Here is a 22,139-nt window from a genome sequence, read left to right as displayed (position 1 = left end):
AAATCTGAATAAGGGCTAACCTATTCAACAAGATTTCAACCACTCATCCAGATATACTTTTTGCTCATGTGATGTAGGAACACATAACGCTTCACTTTCATTCTCATTAAAATCAAAAATTCGTCTTATGCTATTTCTATCTGGTTTAATTCCCATTTCAAGGTAATAAACTAGGAGCCCATTACCCATAGACCTACACATACCAGACGGGTAACAGTACTTATGCGCACCAAAGCAGATAAATGTAATATTTTCTAATTTGTTTCTGATCTTATCGAAAGAGTCAAAAATATCAGTTCCTTCTGCTGTTACTGAAAATTCTTCTGAAGTCACGCTCAGAGAAGGAGAATCATCTAGGTTATAAGTGAAGATAGCTTCAAATGATTCAACATTGCTATTTAAGTATTTTACTTTTGAAACAGTCATTTGTATTTACAGACTCCAACATCAAACGAATCTAGGTACTTCTAGGTATGGGTCTCCGATTTACCCAATAGCGTTATCTAGTAAACGAGAGATTCACTATTAAAATGGCTAGTAATAAAACAAGTTTCAAAACCAATGCCCGTATATGATCAACCAAACAATGAGAGATGGGATACTTGACCCCATTTATTCATTTTTTATGATTTTGATTTGATAGACTGCAACATAAAATAAAATTTATTCAAGAATATAACTATATCCTCCTTACAATGCCTAAGGCCTGGATCAATTGCTTTAAAGTCATAATCCAAATGCTCAACTGCCCACTCTACAGAACTATATAAATTTTCAAATTTCTCACCGTCATAATTTCTTAGAATATACCTCTCCAATTTTTCGTATTTACTTTCATTACGTACATCAGGTAATCCATGTAAAAAGTAAAGAACATAGTTTAGTTCCTTAGGGTAAGTACTAGTCATAAAAATTTATCCCAATCCTCGGGTATATAATCACCATCTTGCCAATTTTCTGCTTTTTTCATATCTCCGTGAGTACTCCATCTAAAACTGAACCTGAGTCAGACCAGCCAGATCGCTCTACTTTATTCAGATGGCTAATTGGTATCCCTTTAGATTCTAATTCATCGAAGAATTGTGAGTTAAGGCTTTGTTTAGGAATATAATGACCACTTTGATTACCAACTCTCAACAATACTCCATCTACAAAATCTAGGTACCGAGTCTCCCATTTCCCAAAAAACGTAATTCAGTACGCGAAAGATGCACTATTTAAATGGCTAGTGATACAAAATTTTAAAACCAATGCCTATATATCATCCAAAAATGGGAGTTGGGAGACTTGACCCCATCATTCCTACCGCCAATCCCACATCTATGGAATCGCAGTCCATTAACCGATAGGTTCTTTATTAAATGACTAGAAATCAGGCAAATTTAAAAAAGAGATCATCAATCAAACAATGAAATGGTTTGACCTGATAATCTCCTAGCCGCCTCCTCAATCAGGTTGCCATTTATTTAATGTTGGAACGATACGGCTTAATTCCCTCGGCCTCTAACCTTTTCTGGATTGCAAACAATACCTTTGTAGCCGATTCCACACTTTTAGCGACTAATTCAACTTCCTCTTTACTGATTTCATCTTCCCTTATTGCTATCTGATGTGCTCCAGCATCATAACGTAGAAAGTACTTACCATCTCGTTGCCAAATTTCTAAATCGCCATCGTCATAAATTTTTTGATTCATTTCTTACCTTTTGAAAGCAGGAGCTACTGTATAATCTCCGACAAGAACAGGGATAATTGGGGTCAGAGTAAATTAAATTTCTACCTCTCAATATTTATGCTGAATATTTTACTCTGACCCCAATTATCTACATTTTATGAGAATCTAGTTAGCAGGTCTCCCTTTTCAAAAAAGCGTAATCAGTAAGCGAGAGATGAACTTTTAAAATGGCTAGTGTTAAAAATACTTTAAAGAATAATGCCTGTATATCATCATTAAAAAGATTGGAGATTTGACCCCATTTTTTGCAGATTTCTATAAATCAGTCCACATTTCTATAAATTCTTTATCGTTCCTTCTTGACTTCAACCAATGATAGAAATCCACTGAGCTTTTATCTGACCAAGGGTCCAATTCATCTATTTTTGGCGCAGTGTAACTGATAGAAATTAAATCCTCGTCACCCTTCTTTATTTCCGCAGTTCTTTTACAACCTTTTTCGGTTACTAAAATATCCCATCCTTCGTCACAAAACCTGAAATTTTGATCACCAACAAAAAACACAGGCCCTTCGTTACTTGAAAAAACACCTAAAAAACAATCATTTTCTTTTATATAGAACCCTTTTGGCATAATCATGCCGTCTACTAGTGAACGTTCAATTTCAACTTTAGTATTCTGATCATCAAACAAGATCACCATAGAACTATCATTAAATTTTTTGATATAAAAGCCCATATATCACTCCCAACACAATCTTGGCACCGGGTCTCCCATTTCCCAAAAAGCGTAATTCAGTAAACGAAAGATCACTATTAAAATGGCTAGTGATAAACAAGTTTCAAGACCAATACCCTTATATCATCATCCAAGTAATGGGGATGGGTGACTTGAGCCCATTTTTTACAAAAAGATAAAAACGGGATATTTTACCTCATTACTTCTTGCATCTACAAAATCATGACACTCTAATTGAAATATGATCCACTAGTAGATTTTCATGAAATATTTCTTTTCCTCTAGGTGTTTTTTCAGAAAATCCTCTACTTAATTTACAAAAATGGTTATCTAGTACGAAGAACAACTTACTTATACATACAAATTCACAACTAAAGGAAACCTCTGTACAATTTTCCCTAAAGTTATATGAAAAGCACCCTTCACCATACAAGCCCTCCATATCAGTTAATAACACCCCCTCTCCACTGAAATTAAATATCACCTCAGAAATATTTTTAAAATTCTCATTTAAAAGAATACTTTCTAATTCATTTAAATCTGATTTAAAAATTGATATTTCATTGGATAATTCATTTTTACTTTCGACATATTTATCTAATGCACTCAATCCCAAAACATCAAATTCTTTAACTATATTCTGAATTAAACCAATTAAAGCCATTACTTATCGACCCACTGAATTTTTGAAAGTGTTATATTAGGATTAAATGAATCTAGGTACCGGGTCTCCCATTTCCCAAAAAGCGTAATTCAGTAAACGAGAGATGAACTATTAAAATGCATAGTTATAAAACAAGTTTCAAAACCAATGCCTGTATATCACCATCCAAACAATGGGAAATGGGAGACTTGACCCCATTATTCCCATAATTGGATAATTGGATAATTGGATAATTGGATAATTGGATAATTGGATAATTGGATAATTGGATAATTGGATAATTGGATAATTGGATAATTGGATAATTGGATAATTGGATAATTGGATAATTGGATAATTGGATAATTGGATAATTGGGGTCAGAGTAAATTAAATTTCTACCTCTCAATATTTATGCTGAATATTTTACTCTGACCCCAACTATCCTACCAATGATCCTAAAAACCGAAAAACCGAAAAACCGAAAAACCGAAAAACCGAAAAACCGAAAAACCGAAAAACCGAAAAACCGAAAAACCTAAAAACCGAAAAACCGAAAAACCGAAAAACCGAAAAACCGAAAAACCGAAAAACCGAAAAACAATCATCTTTTCACGACAAGCTGGATTAAATAAAAAATAATCCAATCTTTTTTTATACTACTTCTTGCTCAAATCATACCAATCTGATTCAAATTGGATCTGAATATTATTATCATCAATAATTCTTAGTGAAAAAGTAACCTCTTCTTCTTTCGTGATAATAACAATATTATAGCCATCACCATCATTCATTATTTTATAATTAGCTTCTCTTTGGATATACCCCCTTTCCCATTCGAAATATTTTTCATTCTTCAACTCCATTCCCCAATTTATCTCAGAGTTGTACCATTTACCTTCCCAGTTCATTCCAGAATTTGCTTCACAGACAATAGAAAACAATATTCCAAGGCTAACAACAGCGGGTTTTATTTGCATTTTCATTTTACGTTCCTTGTATTAACATTAGACAATCACAATCAGAATAGAATTTTGAATCAACATATCCATTCATAAATAAAATTCACTCTAATCCCATTTATTCAATAATACTATAGCCACCTAGCTGCGGGGCTTTCATAAATATACTTACGATAAATCTTTTCATCTATTAAACCTTTATCAAAAAGCTCATCTAAAATCTCTTCAAATATTTCTAAATCTTCTGCACAGCCAGTATTTTTTGTTATAATTTTAAGCAGCTTATCAAATAAAAATTCATACCGTTCTTTATTAATACTCTGATTAACATAGTCATTTCTGACCATATTAATCGCATCTAAGACCTTTAATTTAGCTGTTCTATTAGTCCTAAACTGTAAGTTTTCATCATCACTAACAAAGTGAGAGCCTGCCTCAACCTGCTTTTCAAGGACTAAAAAAAATGAGTCGCTATAATTATTCATCTATAACCTCGTATGCTTCTGCTGGTATAGCACCTTCAACTAGTACTTCCTTATCTTTTCTAGCATATGTGTATCCCGGCATTTCTAGCATCAGTCCTGTTGATGGATCAATGCCCTTCGATACATCATGTAAATTACCCTGAGGTATTTTTTTCGTATCAACTTTAATGATTTTGCTTCTATTTACCTTCCCTCTACGAGGATTTGGCTTGGCATAAAAATTTGCTGCTTTTCTACTCCCAAGAGAATTGTATTGCGTTTGTAAAGACCCATCATCAATATGCTCTTGTATAGAATAATTAGCATCTAAATTCTTCGGCAAGATAGGTTCGCCCTTAATGGCTTGAGCCTCCTGATCTTGCGTGAGAGCACGATATTTATATTGCCCTCCCCCACAACAAGGCAACTCTCCATTTTTCAGCTGACTCAGCCCCAGCGGATCAACCCACCCCATCGGGTTAGTCACATACTGATAGTTATTTAAACCACCTGCAAGCCCAATCGGATCAAGCGTTGTAAACCGTGCGGTATGCGGATCATAGTAACGGTTGCGGTTGTAATGTAGACCCGTTTCTTCGTCGTGATATTGGCCTTGAAAACGTAACGGGTTGTCAATTTTGCTAAAGAGTTGCCGCTGGATTTTACCCCAGCTAAGCATGGTTGCTGCCCAGACGATATTACCGTTTGTGTCGGTTAATTCCTGAGGTGTACCTAGTTGATCATTTTGGTAGTAATAGATATCTGGCGCTAATGTTGTATCAGCTTCAGGTTCGTAAGCATGGATACTACCTTGATGGTTCAAGCTGATTAACGCCAGTGGTTTAAAGCTATCTGGCTCGTACAGGTAACAGCGGTGCTTTTGTTGATTGTCGGTTTCGTAACTAAGACGATCACCCTGCCAGATAAACTCAGTGGTGAGTTTTTGACCGTCTGGTTTAATGATTGATTTTTCGGTTCTACGCCCAAAGGCATCGTAAGAATAATTAGCGATGGTGCCATCAGGAGTGGACGCTTTGGTTAAGCGGTTTTGACAGTCGTATTCGTAAGTTGTAATCCGCTGTTCTTTTAACGCTTTTTCTACTTTCCGAATAAGGTTACCAAACTCATCGTACTCATATTGAGTCGATGCAGTATTTAATAAGCGGTTGTGCTTAATCTCTGTATTGGAGCTTTGAAGTAAGTTATTGGTACTGTCGTAATGAAAGTATTCGTTATCTTGTTCATTACGGTAGTGATCGTCTTGCCATTGACTACTTAGTAACTGCCCACTCGGGTCATAGTTATATTGCTGATTGCCTCGCAAGCTATCGCGTTTTTCACTTAGTTCGCCGCTCTCACTGTATTGATAATGGCGCTGAACGGTGGGGAGGTTTTCTGCTTCAAACTCGTCACCTAAACTATGCTGCTGAGCCGCTAGCCGACCTTGAGGATCATACCTATATTGACTCGTGCGTCGTCCCTGTTGACGGGCAACTTCCATACCTTGTTGATAGCGATGCTGTGTGAGTAGCTCACCATTTAAACGGGTATCTTGCAGCAGACCCTGTTCGTTGTAGGTAAAACCAATTTGGTTTAGATCAGGTAAACGCTGGCCGGTTAATTGCCCCCCGTGGGCGTACTCATATTGTTGACTGTAGCAACCTTGATGTTCAGCAAGTAATCGACCAACAAGATCGTACTCCCACATAAGCAGTGTATTGCCATCATCAACAGCGGAAAGTTGACCTTGATGGTCATACTGGTAACTGACATCCTGACCATCAGGGAGTACTTTACTGATTAAACGCCCACAAAGATCACGTTTATAGTCTGTAACACGCTCGGTTCCGGCCGTGCCTATTTCAGTTTTGCTAATCAACCGACCATTGAGGTCATATATGTAATGAAGTTTACGGCCATCAAAGCTGGTTTCACTTTCAATATGGCCATTTGGGTAATAGCTAATATGGTGACGTTCACCCTTTTGGTTGGTAATACAGGTTACAAATCGCTGACGAACATCGTATTCATACTGTAGTGAATGGCCATCGGCTTGGGTCTCTTTTAATAAAAGAGGAAGATGAGGGTGATATTCATATTCTGTTACCTGACCATGTTCATCTTGTAACCGGGTTACTTTGCCCCAAACGTTGTATTCAAACTTTCGTGTTCGGCCTTGCGGATCGGTTAATACCGTCACTCGCCCTGCAGCATCACGTTTATATTGCCATTGCGCTCCGTTTTGCCCAGCAACACTGTGCCATTCACCAATAACTAGACCATCTTCGTTATAGGCAAAACGTTGTTCGCTTCCGTCTTTCTTTAGATGGTGAGTTAGCAGCCCTGCGGCGTTATAGGTAAAGTGCTCTACCCTACCATCAGCGTGATCAATCTTGCTGAGCAGACCTTGCTCTGTGTAGGTAAAACACGTTTTATCACGCAATGGCGATTGCTCGCTGATAACTTGCCCTTGCTTGTTATAGCGATAACGCCACTCTATAGCGTTATATTTTGTATTGCCCTGACTATCCGTTATATCGCTGTAAACGTTAGTCAGATTCCCTCGCCAGTATGAATAGCGAGTAATGTTACCGTCCGCAGCAATGGTTACTTTCTTCTCACCCTGTTCGTTAAAGATGTGCTCAGTCACACCTCCCATCGGACAAATTTCTTTGATTAGATTGCCATCATCGTCGTATTCATATTTGTAGACCGCTCCATCAGGGTCTACTTGTTCGATCAATTGAGCATCTTCATCGTGTTTATAGACTTCAGTGCTTCCATCACTGTTTATCACTTCGACACTTTTTTTCTTTTCATCCCATTGATATCGAGCATCGAACCCTGAATTGCTCCAATGACGAATACAACGAACTTGCTTACCTTGACCTTCCCATTCCCAATAAAAACTCAGTCCACTAGCCATTTGACGCAAGCTGATGACGCCTGCAGGGTCATATTCGTAGGTTTCACTATTACTAGGAGATGCTGTGCTCGTGAGCTGAGCGATACCTTTATCAGTTAAGGTAAACTGGAAATTCACTAAGCTTTTAAGCCTGTGCCAAACACCGTTTTTTTCTTGAAGGCGGATAATGGACACCAATAAAGGTCCATCATATTCAAGCTCAAGCCCGACTCCATGCTCGCTCGTTAGTCGGCTTGGCCTATTACTTTGATCATAAATAAGCTGCCATCGATTGTTATGAACATCAGCAATGGTTACTAAGCGGGCACTAGAAGATGAGATTTTCTCAAAAATATAAGATAGCCCTGCCTTAACCAATACAAAGTGCCCATCCTTTGCACCTAAGTAAGCAGCACTTTTAGCCAGTCGATTATAGATAGCCGGCTGTTGTTGAGTGGGCAGAGGGTAATGCGTTTGAGCCGTTTCATCATTGAACCAAATTACTTCTTTATCTGTGATTTCCAGACGATGATTTAAGCTATGTGACCAGCCTAGACCCAGACCAATATCTTGCTCAATAGCGGTGGTGCGATATAAGCGTGAAAATTTAAAAGGAAATGCACCTGGCAATACACCATCTTGGATTGTTAATAGCTCTTCACCATTAATCATTGAAACTGGGCAGCCATTCGTTTTGGTTTCGGCCGCAGATTGTGTAGCTTCGCCATTACTATCTTTAGGCACATCGTTATCGTTTGGCGTGTTATCAGGTGTGACAGGCTCCGTATGCGTTCCGCCTTGATGTTGAAGACCATTAGCGCCTTCAACACTTTCACCTAATTGAGGGTTATCGAGGTCTTTTCCTGACCGACTGCTCATTTGAGCATCAACTCTTTTAGCCAGCTTATTTCTGGCCTCGATAGCTTCATTTGCGCCATCTGAGAACTCATCTAGAATCTCCTTGATACCATCAAGAATTCCAGAACCACCGTTGCCGTTACCGCGTCCTTTTCCTTTACCCATGATTAGCTTAATGCCTTTAATAGATCGTCCATGTTGTCGAATTGAGTCAGTACTTTTCGGAAGATGCCGCCGGGCATTATCAAATTCAGGATGACTTCAATGATTAATGCCGCCGCGGCTGATGCAGCAATTGCAAATACCTGCGAAGGAGTAAAAGTTCTAAACCAGCTGTATATAGCGTTGATACATAAAAACAGACGGGCTTCGTCTTTAAGTAGTATCAGCATCTTAGCCACTTCTTGTTTGGCCGTTTCAAGCATCCTTGCCATTTCTGCTGGATCACAAAATTTTTGAATCATGGCCCATAGCTTTTCGGGATGAGTTAGCATCTCAAAAATCATTTTAAGATCGTCCCAAACATCTTTTATGGCATCCACAAAAGCATCTAGAAATTCTTCTAGGGCACCCGCTGCATCAAGAGGGTTAGCTATGTAACTGGCCCACTCGTTTTTTTGATTTTCCCACTTACCATCTAACCAAGTGACAGCCCGCTCGATCACGCTATCGTAAGACCCAAACAGTTCTTCTATATGGGAAGCATTTAAACTAGGTTCTACCTTGACCCATAGCCTTTTTCCCCTGCACTTGTTTTTATCCACTTGGATCAGAGCCACACCATTTTCATTGGTGACTCCTTCGCCAACTACAGAATCGAACCCAATCTTTTCAAGATAAACGGTTACTTCTGTACCCTTAATTGGTAGATAAGATTGTGCTTCAAAATGGTGAATGACATTGATCACACCGTCCGCAGGACAGGTAATGTAACCGGTTTCTACGGCATCATTATCATCAACACTCTGAGCGGTTTCCCAATCTTGAATTTTGATGGTTTGACCCATCTCGACCAACCAGCCTAATAAAAAGCTATCACTCATCTCACGATATTTATCAATGCAACTACGATAGTCCTGCTTAATTCCGTCATACATTGATTGATAGTTAAAACTAGCGTCTATAGTCATATCCCTATCCTGTTTGCTATATCCCTAATGACTCAAGAGGACCAACGCTCAAAGTAGCGCCGTAATGAATGAGTGTTACCGTTTGGATGGAGGCTGATAAAACTATCCAGCCGTGCATTGATTAGCGCGCTAGGCATATTTTCGATAAGTTCATATGCATAATCGCGAAGGTACTGATTTAAATTGTGTTTTAGTACGTCTATGTTTTGACCTTGGACATCATTGATGACTTCTTCACTAAATAAAAACCACGGCCACTCATTAATAAAAAATTCCGGATCTTCAGGATTATTCTCCATGCCGCATGAGCTTACTAAAGCTGCAACAGGCCCCATTAATTTAGATTTATCTACTGGTTTGCAGCGACCGAATAAAGGCATCACCTGCGGTGCATCCCAATAACGGAAAAACACCTCTTTTCCACTCGGCATAAACACTTTGGTCAGGCTTTCAAAATGAGCAAAAACTGCATCAAAGCCAAATGAGCTAGCAACTAAAAGTCCCCAATCTGGGAATGCGGGCTGTTGCTCTTCAAGCCAATCGAGAAATGGGCTCTCACTTTCGATGGTTACGAGGTAAGGCATTACCTCTTCCCAATCGGCATAAGGGGTATTCAGCCATAAAGGCTTCGCACCACTGCCCCCTAATTTATAGAAATTTTCCAACCCATTGATTTTGGAAGTTCCACTCAGTACACAAAAGTAATTGAGCTGTTCGGAGTTTTTTTCTTCTAACTGATCAATTTGATCTCGAAGTGACAGTACGTGTTCAGATTGCACAGCTACCATCCTTACAAGCTTCACACTCTTCGCAGAAAGGCGCTGGTGTTTCCATCGTCATTAATTGCGCAGGGCTGATAGGTGCAGCTTTTTTACCACTACCCCCGCCCCCCATGTTTAGAGTGACTTGTGGGCCTTTAAAAGTTACACCGCCGGGGTTAATGGTGACTAAGCTGCCACCTGCTTTGAACGAGATCTCTACCCCGGCTTCTAGGGCGTGTTTTACACCGGTAGTGAAATGCAGCTCTTCCCCCGCATAGGTGTACTGGTTCTTGGCGACTTTAAGTTGATGGTCCTGACCTATGATCAGGTGCATATCGCCATTTACGCGGCGGCTATATCGCTGTTGAGTTTTAACATGTTCATCACCTTTGATATGGCGATATTCGTTACTCTCAACGATTTTATGATGTTCGTTACCTACCCACTCTTTGTGATCATTTCGGGTTACTTGCTCCATATCTTTTTCGGCATGGGTAAAGATCTGCTCTTCACCCTTTTTGTCTTCGATACGAATCTCATTAAAACCATCTCCGCCCTTGGTGGAGTTGGTTTTAATCGTGCTTTTGGTTTTGTTATCGGGCAGAGGATAAGGTGAGCGATTTAAACCGTGATACAAACGGCCAGTTACGATCGGACGATCGGGATTACCTTCTAGGAAGTCGATTAGTACTTCTTCACCAATACGGGGAATAAACATACTGCCGCGTTGATTCCCGGCAAAAAGCTGGCTCACTCGCATCCAGCAGGAGCTGTGCTCGTCTCGTTGACCGATGCGATCCCAGTGAAACTGTACTTTGATCTGACCATATTGATCGGTATAGATCTCTTCACCTTCAGGGCCACACACAATCGCGGTTTGGCAGCCGTGAACAATGGGTACAGGCGTGGTTAGCGGTGCACTGTAAGGTACATCAAATGGAATCGCCTTAATTCTATTGCTGTAAGAAGAGCCTTCTGTCGTTGCACCTTGCTCTAACACTTGAGGCTGCGCGCATTTATGCTCTATCTGAGTAATATAATACTCAGCATTAAGCTCATCTCTTTCGTGCTCATCTAAGGTAAAACTGAAACCGGGAATCAGACGATTAACATCACTCTCAGCAACCGCTATCTTTCTCTCTGCATTAATGGATTGCAAAAGCACTTGGGCATACTGATCGCCAAGATCAGTAGTTTGGAATCGTCCCGGATAGGTATAAACCTCCAACATCTCATCCAATTCTGCTTGCTTGTAGGATTCAAGCTTCAACTTTGGCCGTGTGAAATCGTAGTCTCTAATCTGGCTTCTGCCTGACACGACCTCCTCGGTGTAATCAAAGCGAAAGATATGCTGTTCCCGTAATGCGCCTTGAGCATCATGAAAATAAGGGATTACCGCTTCATTTGGGATAGGTAGATGAGAAGCCGAGCTATCGCTAAAGATAATGCGATGCAGAGATTCTTCATGTTCAAAGTGGTAGTGAATCCCCTCTTCTTCCAATAGACGCTGAATAAAATGAAGTTCGGTTTCATTGTACTGAACACAGTATTCACGCGCCGAATGAGGCTCTTGCAGCTTAAATTCAAACTCATCGCTTGAGAAACCAGCCTCTTCGAGTAACGTGGTTACAATCTCTTTGGTAGTTTGTTGCTGAAAGATTCGACAGCCTGATCGGAGATTAAGCAGTTCGGTTTTAGGCTCAACAACAAAATGATAGGTCGATTGGCGTAGGTTAGTTTCTTCTAACTCTGCTTCGGTGACGATACCGTGAATGTAGCGGGTATAAGGCTCCCCGGCATTGGTCTGATCATGCAGGGTAATTAAACCGGTTTGACCTAGCGTTGGTGTTAGCTCGATGTCAGGGTATTTAGAAACCACTTCTACTTCAAAACGGAAGCTTTGAGATAAAGTTTCTTTTCCTGACATTCTGACGAGGTGAAATTCATCACCCGCGCCATGCGCTTCAAAGAAAAAACGTTCTTCGTTTGATTTTAAAAACACGTTTAGATCGTCCCTGTTCTGTAACAACCATGATCAAATCAATGAGTTAATTCTTAACTCTCAGCCATCAGATAAAGCAATAGCTATGCCAGTGAGAGGTAAACTGACTACCTCCCATAACTAGTGACAAGCCATTGGATTTTCCCGCAGGTTATAGCGACTTAACTTTTCAACCAATGAGCGTCTCGAAACCCCTAAAGCTTTAGCTGTACGGGTCTGATTACCTTTATGCGCTTGTAACTTGTCCGCAATCACTTTGGCTTCTAGGCGTTGCATAGTGTCTTTTAAGCTATCGCCTTCAAGACAGAATACATCCGGCTGTTGAACCGCTTGGCGTTTGCTTCGGATCATTTCATCTGGAAGGTGTATTAACTCAATCACACCATCATCCGGCGCTAATAAAACCGCACGTTCGATGATGTTACGTAGTTCTCGGATATTCCCAGGTAAGGGTTGAGCTTGGATTACATCCAAAACTGCAGGCTTTATACCTGAAATAGACTTGTTGTATTGCTCAGCGATATGTCCAACAAAGTAATGAACCAATGCTGGTATATCTTCCCTGCGATCTTTTAGCGCTGGAAGATCAATTGGGAATACATTTAAGCGATAGTAAAGGTCTTCACGAAACTCACCTTTATCAATAAGCTCGGACAGATTTTGGTGAGTAGCAGCAATGACGCGAATATCGACTTTCACAGGGTGTAACGCACCTAGTGGCCGTACCTCTCGCTCCTGTAAAACCCTTAATAGCTTGGTTTGTAACTTAAGCGGCATATCACCGATTTCATCAAGGAAAAGCGTGCCGCCATTAGCTAGTTCGATAAGGCCTTTTTTATCGCTAGAAGCCCCACTAAATGCCCCTTTTTTGTAACCGAATAATTCTGATTCAAGTAGCTCTTCAGGCAAGGCAGCACAGTTTTGAGCGACAAAAGGCTGTTTACTTCTTTGCGCGCTATTACGATGAATACAAGACGCAATAAGCTCTTTACCCGTACCAGTTTCACCACGGATAAAGACCGTTGCATTGGTGCTTACAATCTTCTCCATCAAGTTGAATACCTTGCGCATCTCGGGAGAATCGCCAATGATATTGTCGACTTTTAGGGTCCCACCCATACTCGCTTTGAGCTGTTGGTTTTCGATTTCCAAAACCTGTTTAGCTTTATCTAATTGCTCGATCAGAACACGATTGTCTGTAAGTAAACGGGTATTTTCTGCAACCACAACGGCTTGAGCGGCAAAGGCTTTAACTAAACCTTCGATCTGGTCCGGGAAAGCTTCAACTTCGCCATTTTCATCAACTCGGCGGTTATAGAGTTTCATAACCCCTAAGCTGACACCTTCGAAATCGGTTAACGGTACCACCAACATCGAGTTAGTTTTCCGTCCTGCCAGCTTATCTAAGCGGTACAATTCTGAAAAATCGAAACCACTGTATTGGTAAGCGTCGGCAATGTTTACGATCTGACCTGATAGCGCCGCCCACGAGATCACATCGGTATGACCGGATCGTTGATCTATATGTAGATCAACTGGCTTCAGCTCATGACTAACCTTGGCTAAACACTCACCTTGAGTCACTTCTGGAATTAAATAGCGTTTTTTACGATCCAGAATATAAACGCAGCCCGCTTCTGCAGCGGTCAGTTTACGCGCGGCTGTTAGAATCTTATCTAACAGACGCTTAACATCCTTTTCGCGAGTTATTGAAAGGTTAATCTGCACTAGCTCTTCTAGCGCTAATACAGAATCTTCAATTGAGTAATCCATTACTGCGTTTGACCTTCTCTAAAATTGAGTACAAATCCACCGTCTTCATTTAGATCCAAATCAAGATGGGTATAGCGGGATTCTTCATTCATATTCTCAAGTAGCTCGGTCGCTAAATGAGGAAGTAAAGATCCGTTGATAATGTGATCGATATTACGGGCACCGCTTTCAACTTCCTTACAACGCGCCGCAATCGTTTCAATCACGGCATCGCTATAGGTCATCTCCAGTTTCTGACTGTCCGCAACACGGCTCACAACCTTGTTCAATTTCAGACGGACGATATCCGACATAACAGACGCATCGATCGTATAGAAAGGTACGATTTGCATACGTGCTAATAACGCAGGTTTAAAGTGTTTACTTAAAACTGGACGAATAGCAGCGATAAGCTCTTCAGGATCTGGACGTTTACCATCACTACACATATCTGTGATGATGTCTGTCGCGAGATTTGATGTGAGGAAAACGGCTGTATTTCGGAAGTTAACTAACTGGCCTTCACCATCAGAAAGCATGCCTTTATCAAATACTTGATAGAACAGATTCATTACTTCTAGATCAGCTTTTTCAACCTCATCTAAAAGCACCAATGAATAAGGCTTTTGACGCACCGCTTCGGTTAAAACACCACCTTCACCAAACCCAACATAACCTGGAGGTGAGCCAATCAGGCGTGAAACGGTGTGCTTCTCTTGGAACTCAGACATATTGATGGTTGTTAAAAAGCGCTCACCGCCAAACAACATATCAGCCACACCAAGGGCCATCTCGGTTTTACCGACACCACTCGGCCCCACTAACAGGAACACACCCATCGGCGTTTCCGGATTATTTACACCGGCTTTGGCTGCACGGACACCACGATCAATCGCCGCTACTGCATGATCTTGACCACGGATACGCTGTTTTAAATTATCTGCCAGTGTTAAAACTGATGCAGCTTCATCACGTACCATTTTACCTAGTGGAATGCCGGTCCAGTCTGCGATAACTCGACCTACAACATCAGGTGAAACCTCATAATGGATCAGAGGCGTATCGTCCTGAATTTCTGCTAATTTATCTAGATCTTTACGGATCTGCTGTTTAATCTGAGTTTCATCAATCGGTTGGCTAGTCTCTTCATCAGATTGTCCCAGATGCGCTTGAGCCAGAAGCTGGCGTTGATCAAGGATGCGTTCTACAACCTCTTTCTCTTTATGCCACTGATTATTGAGAACGGCTAGTTCGGTCATTGACTGATCTAGCTGTTTATCCAAGGCTTCAAGCTGCCCCTCATCGGCTATCACATCAGACGCGATATCTCGCTCTAAAGCTGTTCGTTCACGTTGTAATGTTTGGATACGCCGTTCGGCATCTTCGACACCATCAGGAACAGAAGAGATACTAATTTTTACCCGCGCAGCCGCTGTATCTAACACATCAACCGCTTTGTCTGGCAGTTGTCGACCCGAAATATAACGAGAAGATAAGCTCGCAGCTGCTTCTACAGCATCATCCCTTACATATACGCCATGAGCAGCTTCGTAAGTCTCACGTAGGCCACGAATAATCGTTACAGCCTGATCAACACTTGGCTCATCTAGCTTCACTAACTGGAAACGACGCGCCAGTGCTGGGTCTTTTTCAAAATACTTTTTATATTCGGACCAAGTGGTTGCTGCTACTGTACGTAACTCACCACGTGCTAGCGCGGGTTTCAAAAGGTTTGCAGCATCACCACTACCTGCAGCACCGCCTGCCCCAATCAGGGTATGAGCCTCATCGATAAATAAAATGATAGGTGTAGGTGATTCTTTTACCGCAGTAATGACACCGTTTAGGCGGTTTTCAAATTCACCTTTTACACTGGCACCCGCTTGTAACAAGCCAAGATCCAAGCCATAAAGCTCAACATTTGCGAGTACATCAGGTACTTCACCTTGAGCAATCTTAAGTGCTAACCCTTCTACAACCGCTGTTTTACCGACACCTGCATCACCAACGCAGATTGGGTTGTTTTTACGGCGACGACCAAGGATGTCGATCATCTGGCGGATCTCGACATCTCGACAAAATACTGGGTCAATCAAGCCTTCACGCGCACGTGCCGTAAAATGTGTACAGAATTTCTGCAACGGCCCCATATCGACATCTGACTGCTGTGCGCTTGGCTCTGCTTTAGTTACCTGTAGGGCAGTATGTTCTGGCGATTCAGCTACAATCTGATCGTAATTACCTAACAGATCATCGAATGAAACATCTGAAAAATGATCGCAATAGCTGGCCATGCCATGACGGCGTTGATTGGACAGAATCGCCAATACCAATACACCACTGCGAATTTCGGAGTCGTTTCTTTCCAGAGAAGAGATTAACCATGCATCCTCAAATAACCCCATTAAGGTACGCGAGAACACAGGTTTACTGGTGTTACCTTTATTGTCCGCTTCTACTGTATGTTGTAGATCACGAACAAAGCGCATGACATTAATGTTGTAGTGGACTAAAACCTGCGCTAGATCGTTATCATCCTCAAGCAGTTTAAGTAAAAAATGCTCAACACTGATCTCATAAGCACCGTTAGAGACAGCTAAACCCGCTGCTGCTTCTAGAGCGCGTGTACAGTTTTTATTTAAACGCCCCATTAGGGATTTCATTTTTATATTGTCCATTTGTCCTTCTCCGAAATAAGCCGAGCTAATGGCTTAAATATCCGTTTGTCCTTTGTGATGAGGTGTAAAGAAAACACTCTGGTCTTCACCGTTGGTTTTTCCTAACCAGCCTACCCAACCCAACTTGGGTGTATGCTCTGTACCTAGGCCAAAGGCTGGTACTGCATCACCTCTTAAAATCAGTTCAATATCGAAACAAAGTTGCTCTGGCATAAGCACATCGATCAACTCCAGTAACGCTTTATGGTTTTTGCCATCTGGCAGAAAATTTTCGAATGATGAGAAATCGAGTGGCCCAATACACACTCTAAATTTGCCACAGTAGTCTTTAATCCTTTTACCTAAACAGAGATCTTCACCCAGTGTCATATTGGCTCGACCCAATCTGTTTCTCTGGTCTTGCGGAATTTTCGCCCAGCGCTCGACATACTCTTTAACGCGCACAGGAACGTGGTCAAAATAGCCACTGATTACCGCAGTCATCACACTGACTGAACCAGAATTCATCCCTATAACACCGGCATAACCCAATAAACGCGGCCAGTTTATTGCTGACTCGTCTCTTGCTTGCTTATTAGGTGCGCCCATCAGAGCAAATAGACCTTGCGAAAATGGGTCTTCTGCTTGTTTTTGGTATTGCATACCTGGCTGATATTTAGACCAGCCACGATAAAGTAACGACGTGAAACGGTGATTGAATAGATCGAGAAAATCTCTTTGCCTTGCAGCCGGAGCATCGTAAAGCTGGAGTAACATGTCTCCATGCTTGAAAGCTTGGTAATCGGCTTCACCTAAAATATCTTGCAGCGATTCAATGCCACGTAAGCGTTCTAATTCGCTTTCCTTAAATTCCCGTGCCGGAAGCGCACCTGCTTTAACCTGCTTTTTTATTTCCGATGCTTCATTGAGCAGACTAGAGATATCTAAACGGTAATCCCTTAAGCGTTGAAGCTGCTCTTCTCTTTTAATGAAGTAAGTTTGATGATCCTGAGTCTCTACTCTCATCTGTTCAGCGATGATGCTCTCAGTCACATAAACAGGCATTGGAGATGCGGCGCCATACAACCCCATAAAGTTGGACTCGAGAACCGGCTTACCACTTTGATCTCGACGTGCTTTAGCAATATCGCTACTAGCAAATGCAAGGGTTGGATGCCCTGCGAAACGTACTCGCTCTTTGGCAACGGAACCTTGATAACCTACTTTGACCGGCGTGTTGTTTTCGAGTAAACGCACAGCTTGATAGAAATCAAACTGATGAGGCTCTCGAATTAACGCTTGTTCTAAAGGAGAGTTTTCGTGCCCGGCTGTATCTTCCACTGATACACCTCCCCATTTTCAAGCCCTTCAACAACCAATTGATGGTGCGAATTAATTGGTGCGTATTGCGCAAAGAATCCACTCAAGACCGAAGCAAACAGAAACATACTGCTTTCACCTTGTATGCCTTTTGCGCCAAATTTGCTTTCACGCATTTTCATCGAGGTCTGCAACGCTCTTACAGGCAGCCCTTTAGAAATACGATCGATTGTTTCAGTCTCAATACTGACAATTCCATCTTGCAACTGCTTACTCGCCCTTTCGGCCTGACGATCAAACATCGCTCTCAGGTCATAACTTGCAAGCAGTGTTTTCAAAGAATCTAGATTCGCTAAAGGCCGATAGTGAAGCGCCAAATTCGCAATCACTTGCCAATGCAAGCCCTCTCTTACTGGAGGCGGTAGCGCATTTGTTACACGTGTAATATTTTTAAAGGTGACAAATTCTGGCGAATTCGATGTGGGATAGATCACATCACCAGCACGCAGCGTTTCAGGCAATTTACGGTTAGTACAGGTCAGCTCCAAAGAAACCGTTTCTGTGACCGGTAAAGCTTTGTGATTATCAAGATCTACAAAGCGTACATAGTTATCTACACCAGTTTGTAAGGTTGAGATTTTTCGGTGCTGCGTATAATAGATCTGACGCTGTTGCTCACTTTGCTGCAGTTCGTGCTCAAAGCTCTCAAATGGCTGGTATTCATAGATATCACTGCGACCACGCTGCTTACCAAGCACAGCATCAATGCTGTATAGCTCTATATGATCTTGGTGTTGGTAGTCAGGCCTTACTAAAAACTCTAACTTACGTTGATCTACCTTAATCGGGTCGGCATCATGCGAAAACAAGTTGATAATTGGCGTACAAAACAGACGAATATGATTTTGCTTAACGCGTAATTGCGAATCGAATTGACGATTGAAGTTAAAATGAAGCGAAAAGCTTTCAACCATAGGGTCAGCTAGCGCTGACACATCCGTATTGATATCAACGAATAGAAACTTTTCTGGCAGAGCGAAAAACTCTTGAAGATATCTATAACCTTCAAAAGAACGGTTTGTATAAGGAAGTAAGGCTTCATCCTCTGCAAAACCCACCGGTGATACTGGCTTCGGGCCTAAGCCATGGCGCGTACTTTCTCGACCATCTCGATAATTAACTTCAACGGTTACTTTATCTAAATAACGGAACAACCATAGATAAAGCGCCTGACTAATATGAGTTTCTCTATCACCATGTAGAAACAAGCGTAGTTTCTTAAGCGACATTGTTTCTGCGGTCGCTGTCGTTTCTAGATCGAACTTAATGGCCATCTCTGTACCATCGCTATTCGCAGTCGTGGTTAAATCAGTTAGCGATATTGGATAGATATCTACGTCGTAGCAGGTTTTAAACTCACAAGCAGTCCCTTCCACTTCAACGCTTTTAACAAGCTCTCCACGTTCAACTCTTTTCCCTTCCGTCAAAGCACTGGCGACAGGTTTATACTCCAAGATACTCATTGAAGGTAAAGGGCGGAGGTAATGGGGCCAAAGTAGATTAGCTAGCGAATGAGTAATTTCTGGAAGTTCATCATCAAGCTTCTGTCTAAGGCGACCGGTTAGAAAGGCAACTCCTTCGAAGAGGCGCTCTACATCAGGATCGCTACCTTCCTCTGAAAGGTATTTCGATAGCCCTGGATTAAGACGTGAAAACTCTACCCCTAATTCTCGGAGGTATGAAAGTTCATCCTGATAATACTTATTAAATGCCATTCAGTTAGCTCTGTACCTTAAACAATCCATCGTTACCCATCATCGTCTCAAATTTGACGCGGACAGGGCTTCCTGGAACGACGAGTCGTGCCACTATTTCAAAACGCAGATCGGTAGGATCATCCTCATTTTGAGTAAATGAGACACGCGTTTGATCTAAGCGCGGTTCATAGAGATCTAAAGCCTGTTTAATCGCTTTACGCATCTCTTTAACCGCCTGCATGTAACCGGAGTTCAGGTCCAGATCATTAAAATCTGGCAAACCATATTCGGGCAATGAAGCGACACTGCCATAACGAACATTAAATAGGTTTTGTAGATGCAAACGGACAGATTGACGGAGCTTTTCAACACCCACGTCTAAAGATCGTTGCGCTCCTTCGTCACCTAATGCAACTCGCTGTAACAGCGAATACTCCAGCATTTTTTGCTCTCCATAGCAGGCTGCGGGGGTTTACAACAGAGCAGTCCCCCCGCAACCAATCTTTTAGGATTTATCCAATTTGCCTACTAGAGACAATGTAAAATCCGCACCCATATATTTGAAATGAGGACGCACATTCATAGACACACGGTAGAAACCTGGTTCACCTTCGACATCAGATACCGTAATGCTCGCATCACGAAGTGGACGACGGCTGCGAACTTCTGCACTAGCACCGTCCTGGTTAGCAACAAACTGACGAATCCAAACGTTTAGTTCTTCTTCTAGATCATTACGCTCTTTCCAGCTACCGATGTTTTCACGCTGTAGAACCTTGATGTAATGCGCTAAACGGTTAACGATGAACATATAAGGAAGCTGAGTACTCAACTTGTAGTTCATCTCCGCTTCTTTACCCTCTTTGCTGACACCAAAGAACTTAGGTTTCTGGGTAGAGTTAGCTGAGAAGAATGCTGCATTGTCACTGCCTTTACGGAAAGTCAGTGGGATAAAGCCCGCTTCAGCCAATTCAAATTCACGGCGATCTGAAACAAGAACCTCTGTCGGAATCTTAGTTTCGATCTGGCCCATCGCTTCATACTGATGAAGTGGAAGATCTTCTACTGCACCACCACTTTGCGGACCAATAATATTTGGGCACCAGCGATACTTAGCAAAACTCTCTGTGAGACGCGTTGCAAACGCGAAGGATGTATTGCCCCACAAGTAGTTCTGGTGGTCGCCATCGATGTTCTCGTTATAGCGGAATGCTTTAACTGGATTATCACGCTCGTGATAAGGCAGACGAAGAAGGAAACGCGGTAGCGTTAGACCAACACTTCTTGCATCTTCACTTTCACGGAATGAACGCCACTTCGCATATTGTGGGCCTTCAAAAATAGCAGAGATATCGTTCAGGTTTGGTAGGGATTGAATATCATCGACACCAAAGAATTTAGGCGATGCAGCCGCAATAAACGGCGCATGAGCCATAGTAGATACGCTTGCTACGCTTTGTAGAAGGCTTACATCTGGCGCACTATGCTCAAAGTCGTAGTTTGCCATGATAGCCGCAACAGGCTCACCACCGTGCTGACCGTATTCTGCTGTATAAACCTGCTTATAAAGACCAGATTGTGTGATCTCTGATGCATCTTCGAAATCAACTGCTAGGTCTTCTTTCGATACGTTGAGGATTTGAATTTTGTTGTTCTCGCGGAAATCAGTGCGATCCACAACAAATTTCAAACCACGCCAAGCTGATTCAAGCTTTTGAAGCTTTTCGTTATGTAGAATTTGATCAAGCTGTAGACTTAATTTTTCATCAATTTCGGCGATCATGTCATCAACGAGCTGCTTCTGTACGCGCTCAGTCTTTTCACTCGACGTTAGAATCTCAGCGATGAAAGCTTGTACACCTTTGGATGCGACATCATAAGACTCGTCACCCGCTTTCATGTTTGTTTGTTGTAGGATCTGATCGAGTAAAGAGCCGTTTTCTGTTTCTACAACTGCGCCCTGCTCCGCTACCAATTCTTGTTCAGACATATTCTTATTCCTTTGTCTCTAATGCCGCGAAGGCTTAAGATTTTTCGATACCAAGTTCTGCCATTAGTTTTTGACGAGATTCGTCATCGCCTAGTAGCTCATCAATCTGCTTACGGAAAGCAGGAACATTACCCAATGGACCTTTCAAGAACGAAAGCGCTTCACGCAACTCAAGTAATTTCGCCATTTCAGGAACTTGACGTACCACAGCTTCTGGCTCGAAGTCTTTCAACGTATCGAAGCTAAGATCCACTGGCATCTCGTCGTCTTCTTCACCCGACAATTTGTTAGGTACAGTCAGTTGAAGATTAAGCTTTTGGCTAGACATCACGTCGTTGAAGTTAGCTTTATCAACGTCAATCAGTTCACGATCTTCAACCTCATCATCGTCTTCACGCAGGGTGTAATCACCGACCATCAGCATTTTTAGCGGTAATTCGATCTCTTCCTTTGCATCACCTGTTGCAGGCTTATAAACGATATTGATCCTTTCCTTAGGGGCAACTGATCCTTCTTTAGCCATTA

The 22,139-nt window shown here is 41.8% G+C and carries 18 protein-coding genes; all 18 read right to left on the bottom strand.

Annotated elements, in window-relative coordinates:
- Positions 1-24 precede the first annotated feature (24 nt).
- Positions 25-426 carry a hypothetical protein gene (locus ACMXYV_RS08130; protein WP_415891273.1) on the bottom strand — a complete coding sequence of 134 codons (402 nt, stop codon included), beginning with the start codon at positions 424-426 and terminating at the stop codon, positions 25-27.
- A 197-nt stretch (positions 427-623) separates the two neighbouring features.
- Positions 624-908, bottom strand: a complete 285-nt coding sequence (locus ACMXYV_RS08125; RefSeq protein ID WP_415891272.1) for a hypothetical protein — start codon at positions 906-908, stop codon at positions 624-626.
- Between the two features lie 554 nt (positions 909-1,462).
- Complete coding sequence (locus tag ACMXYV_RS08120) at positions 1,463-1,696, bottom strand: hypothetical protein (protein WP_415891271.1); 234 nt, start codon at positions 1,694-1,696, stop codon at positions 1,463-1,465.
- A 294-nt stretch (positions 1,697-1,990) separates the two neighbouring features.
- Positions 1,991-2,413 carry a hypothetical protein gene (locus tag ACMXYV_RS08115; protein WP_415891270.1) on the bottom strand — a complete coding sequence of 141 codons (423 nt, stop codon included), beginning with the start codon at positions 2,411-2,413 and terminating at the stop codon, positions 1,991-1,993.
- Between the two features lie 220 nt (positions 2,414-2,633).
- Positions 2,634-3,077, bottom strand: coding sequence for a hypothetical protein (locus ACMXYV_RS08110; RefSeq protein ID WP_415891269.1), 444 nt, complete (start codon positions 3,075-3,077; stop codon positions 2,634-2,636).
- Between the two features lie 638 nt (positions 3,078-3,715).
- Positions 3,716-4,042: a hypothetical protein gene (locus tag ACMXYV_RS08105; RefSeq protein ID WP_415891268.1), complete on the bottom strand. Its 327-nt coding sequence runs from the start codon at positions 4,040-4,042 to the stop codon at positions 3,716-3,718.
- A gap of 107 nt (positions 4,043-4,149) precedes the next feature.
- A complete protein-coding gene (locus ACMXYV_RS08100; protein ID WP_415891267.1) occupies positions 4,150-4,503 on the bottom strand; it encodes a hypothetical protein in 354 nt (117 codons plus the stop codon).
- Entirely contained in the window at positions 4,496-8,410 is a 3,915-nt protein-coding gene (locus tag ACMXYV_RS08095) for an RHS repeat-associated core domain-containing protein (protein ID WP_415891266.1), read from the bottom strand. Before ACMXYV_RS08095 ends, ACMXYV_RS08100 begins: the two co-directional genes overlap by 8 nt.
- Positions 8,411-8,412: 2 nt before the next feature.
- Positions 8,413-9,375 (bottom strand): hypothetical protein, encoded by a 963-nt coding sequence (locus tag ACMXYV_RS08090; RefSeq protein WP_415891265.1) that lies wholly within the window; start codon positions 9,373-9,375, stop codon positions 8,413-8,415.
- Positions 9,376-9,407: 32 nt separating this feature from the next.
- On the bottom strand, positions 9,408-10,154 hold the full coding sequence (locus ACMXYV_RS08085; RefSeq protein WP_415891264.1) for a DUF4123 domain-containing protein: 747 nt from the start codon (positions 10,152-10,154) through the stop codon (positions 9,408-9,410).
- Positions 10,144-12,138, bottom strand: a complete 1,995-nt coding sequence (locus ACMXYV_RS08080) for a type VI secretion system Vgr family protein (protein WP_415891263.1) — start codon at positions 12,136-12,138, stop codon at positions 10,144-10,146. Before ACMXYV_RS08080 ends, ACMXYV_RS08085 begins: the two co-directional genes overlap by 11 nt.
- A gap of 120 nt (positions 12,139-12,258) precedes the next feature.
- Complete coding sequence (locus tag ACMXYV_RS08075; protein ID WP_415891262.1) at positions 12,259-13,911, bottom strand: sigma 54-interacting transcriptional regulator; 1,653 nt, start codon at positions 13,909-13,911, stop codon at positions 12,259-12,261.
- Positions 13,911-16,568 carry a type VI secretion system ATPase TssH gene (tssH, locus tag ACMXYV_RS08070; RefSeq protein WP_415891261.1) on the bottom strand — a complete coding sequence of 886 codons (2,658 nt, stop codon included), beginning with the start codon at positions 16,566-16,568 and terminating at the stop codon, positions 13,911-13,913. The genes ACMXYV_RS08075 and tssH overlap by 1 nt, the downstream gene beginning before the upstream one ends.
- Positions 16,569-16,601: 33 nt before the next feature.
- Positions 16,602-17,888, bottom strand: coding sequence for a type VI secretion system baseplate subunit TssG (tssG, locus tag ACMXYV_RS08065; RefSeq protein ID WP_415891260.1), 1,287 nt, complete (start codon positions 17,886-17,888; stop codon positions 16,602-16,604).
- Positions 17,852-19,642 (bottom strand): type VI secretion system baseplate subunit TssF, encoded by a 1,791-nt coding sequence (gene tssF / locus ACMXYV_RS08060; RefSeq protein ID WP_415891259.1) that lies wholly within the window; start codon positions 19,640-19,642, stop codon positions 17,852-17,854. The genes tssG and tssF overlap by 37 nt, the downstream gene beginning before the upstream one ends.
- Positions 19,643-19,646: 4 nt before the next feature.
- Complete coding sequence (gene tssE / locus ACMXYV_RS08055) at positions 19,647-20,066, bottom strand: type VI secretion system baseplate subunit TssE (protein ID WP_415884448.1); 420 nt, start codon at positions 20,064-20,066, stop codon at positions 19,647-19,649.
- Positions 20,067-20,129: 63 nt separating this feature from the next.
- Entirely contained in the window at positions 20,130-21,614 is a 1,485-nt protein-coding gene (tssC, locus tag ACMXYV_RS08050) for a type VI secretion system contractile sheath large subunit (protein ID WP_415891258.1), read from the bottom strand.
- Positions 21,615-21,648: 34 nt separating this feature from the next.
- Positions 21,649-22,137, bottom strand: a complete 489-nt coding sequence (gene tssB, locus ACMXYV_RS08045) for a type VI secretion system contractile sheath small subunit (protein ID WP_415884446.1) — start codon at positions 22,135-22,137, stop codon at positions 21,649-21,651.
- Positions 22,138-22,139: the final 2 nt, after the last annotated feature.

This window comes from Neptuniibacter sp. SY11_33 (assembly GCF_047778025.1).
In the GTDB taxonomy this organism is placed as follows: Bacteria; Pseudomonadota; Gammaproteobacteria; order Pseudomonadales; family Balneatricaceae; genus Neptuniibacter.
This window is presented reverse-complemented; position numbering and strand designations above follow the sequence as displayed.

Excerpts from the sequence above, each read along its gene's own strand:
- tssH (WP_415891261.1), bottom strand. The coding sequence starts at position 16,568 with ATGGACAATATAAAAATGAAATCCCTAATGGGGCGTTTAAATAAAAAC.
- tssE (WP_415884448.1), bottom strand. The coding sequence starts at position 20,066 with ATGCTGGAGTATTCGCTGTTACAGCGAGTTGCATTAGGTGACGAAGGA.
- ACMXYV_RS08075 (WP_415891262.1), bottom strand. The coding sequence starts at position 13,911 with ATGGATTACTCAATTGAAGATTCTGTATTAGCGCTAGAAGAGCTAGTG.
- ACMXYV_RS08095 (WP_415891266.1), bottom strand. The coding sequence starts at position 8,410 with ATGGGTAAAGGAAAAGGACGCGGTAACGGCAACGGTGGTTCTGGAATT.
- tssF (WP_415891259.1), bottom strand. The coding sequence starts at position 19,642 with ATGGCATTTAATAAGTATTATCAGGATGAACTTTCATACCTCCGAGAA.
- ACMXYV_RS08115 (WP_415891270.1), bottom strand. The coding sequence starts at position 2,413 with ATGGGCTTTTATATCAAAAAATTTAATGATAGTTCTATGGTGATCTTG.
- ACMXYV_RS08120 (WP_415891271.1), bottom strand. The coding sequence starts at position 1,696 with ATGAATCAAAAAATTTATGACGATGGCGATTTAGAAATTTGGCAACGA.
- ACMXYV_RS08105 (WP_415891268.1), bottom strand. The coding sequence starts at position 4,042 with ATGAAAATGCAAATAAAACCCGCTGTTGTTAGCCTTGGAATATTGTTT.
- ACMXYV_RS08125 (WP_415891272.1), bottom strand. The coding sequence starts at position 908 with ATGACTAGTACTTACCCTAAGGAACTAAACTATGTTCTTTACTTTTTA.
- ACMXYV_RS08090 (WP_415891265.1), bottom strand. The coding sequence starts at position 9,375 with ATGACTATAGACGCTAGTTTTAACTATCAATCAATGTATGACGGAATT.
- tssC (WP_415891258.1), bottom strand. The coding sequence starts at position 21,614 with ATGTCTGAACAAGAATTGGTAGCGGAGCAGGGCGCAGTTGTAGAAACA.
- ACMXYV_RS08130 (WP_415891273.1), bottom strand. The coding sequence starts at position 426 with ATGACTGTTTCAAAAGTAAAATACTTAAATAGCAATGTTGAATCATTT.
- ACMXYV_RS08100 (WP_415891267.1), bottom strand. The coding sequence starts at position 4,503 with ATGAATAATTATAGCGACTCATTTTTTTTAGTCCTTGAAAAGCAGGTT.
- tssB (WP_415884446.1), bottom strand. The coding sequence starts at position 22,137 with ATGGCTAAAGAAGGATCAGTTGCCCCTAAGGAAAGGATCAATATCGTT.
- ACMXYV_RS08110 (WP_415891269.1), bottom strand. The coding sequence starts at position 3,077 with ATGGCTTTAATTGGTTTAATTCAGAATATAGTTAAAGAATTTGATGTT.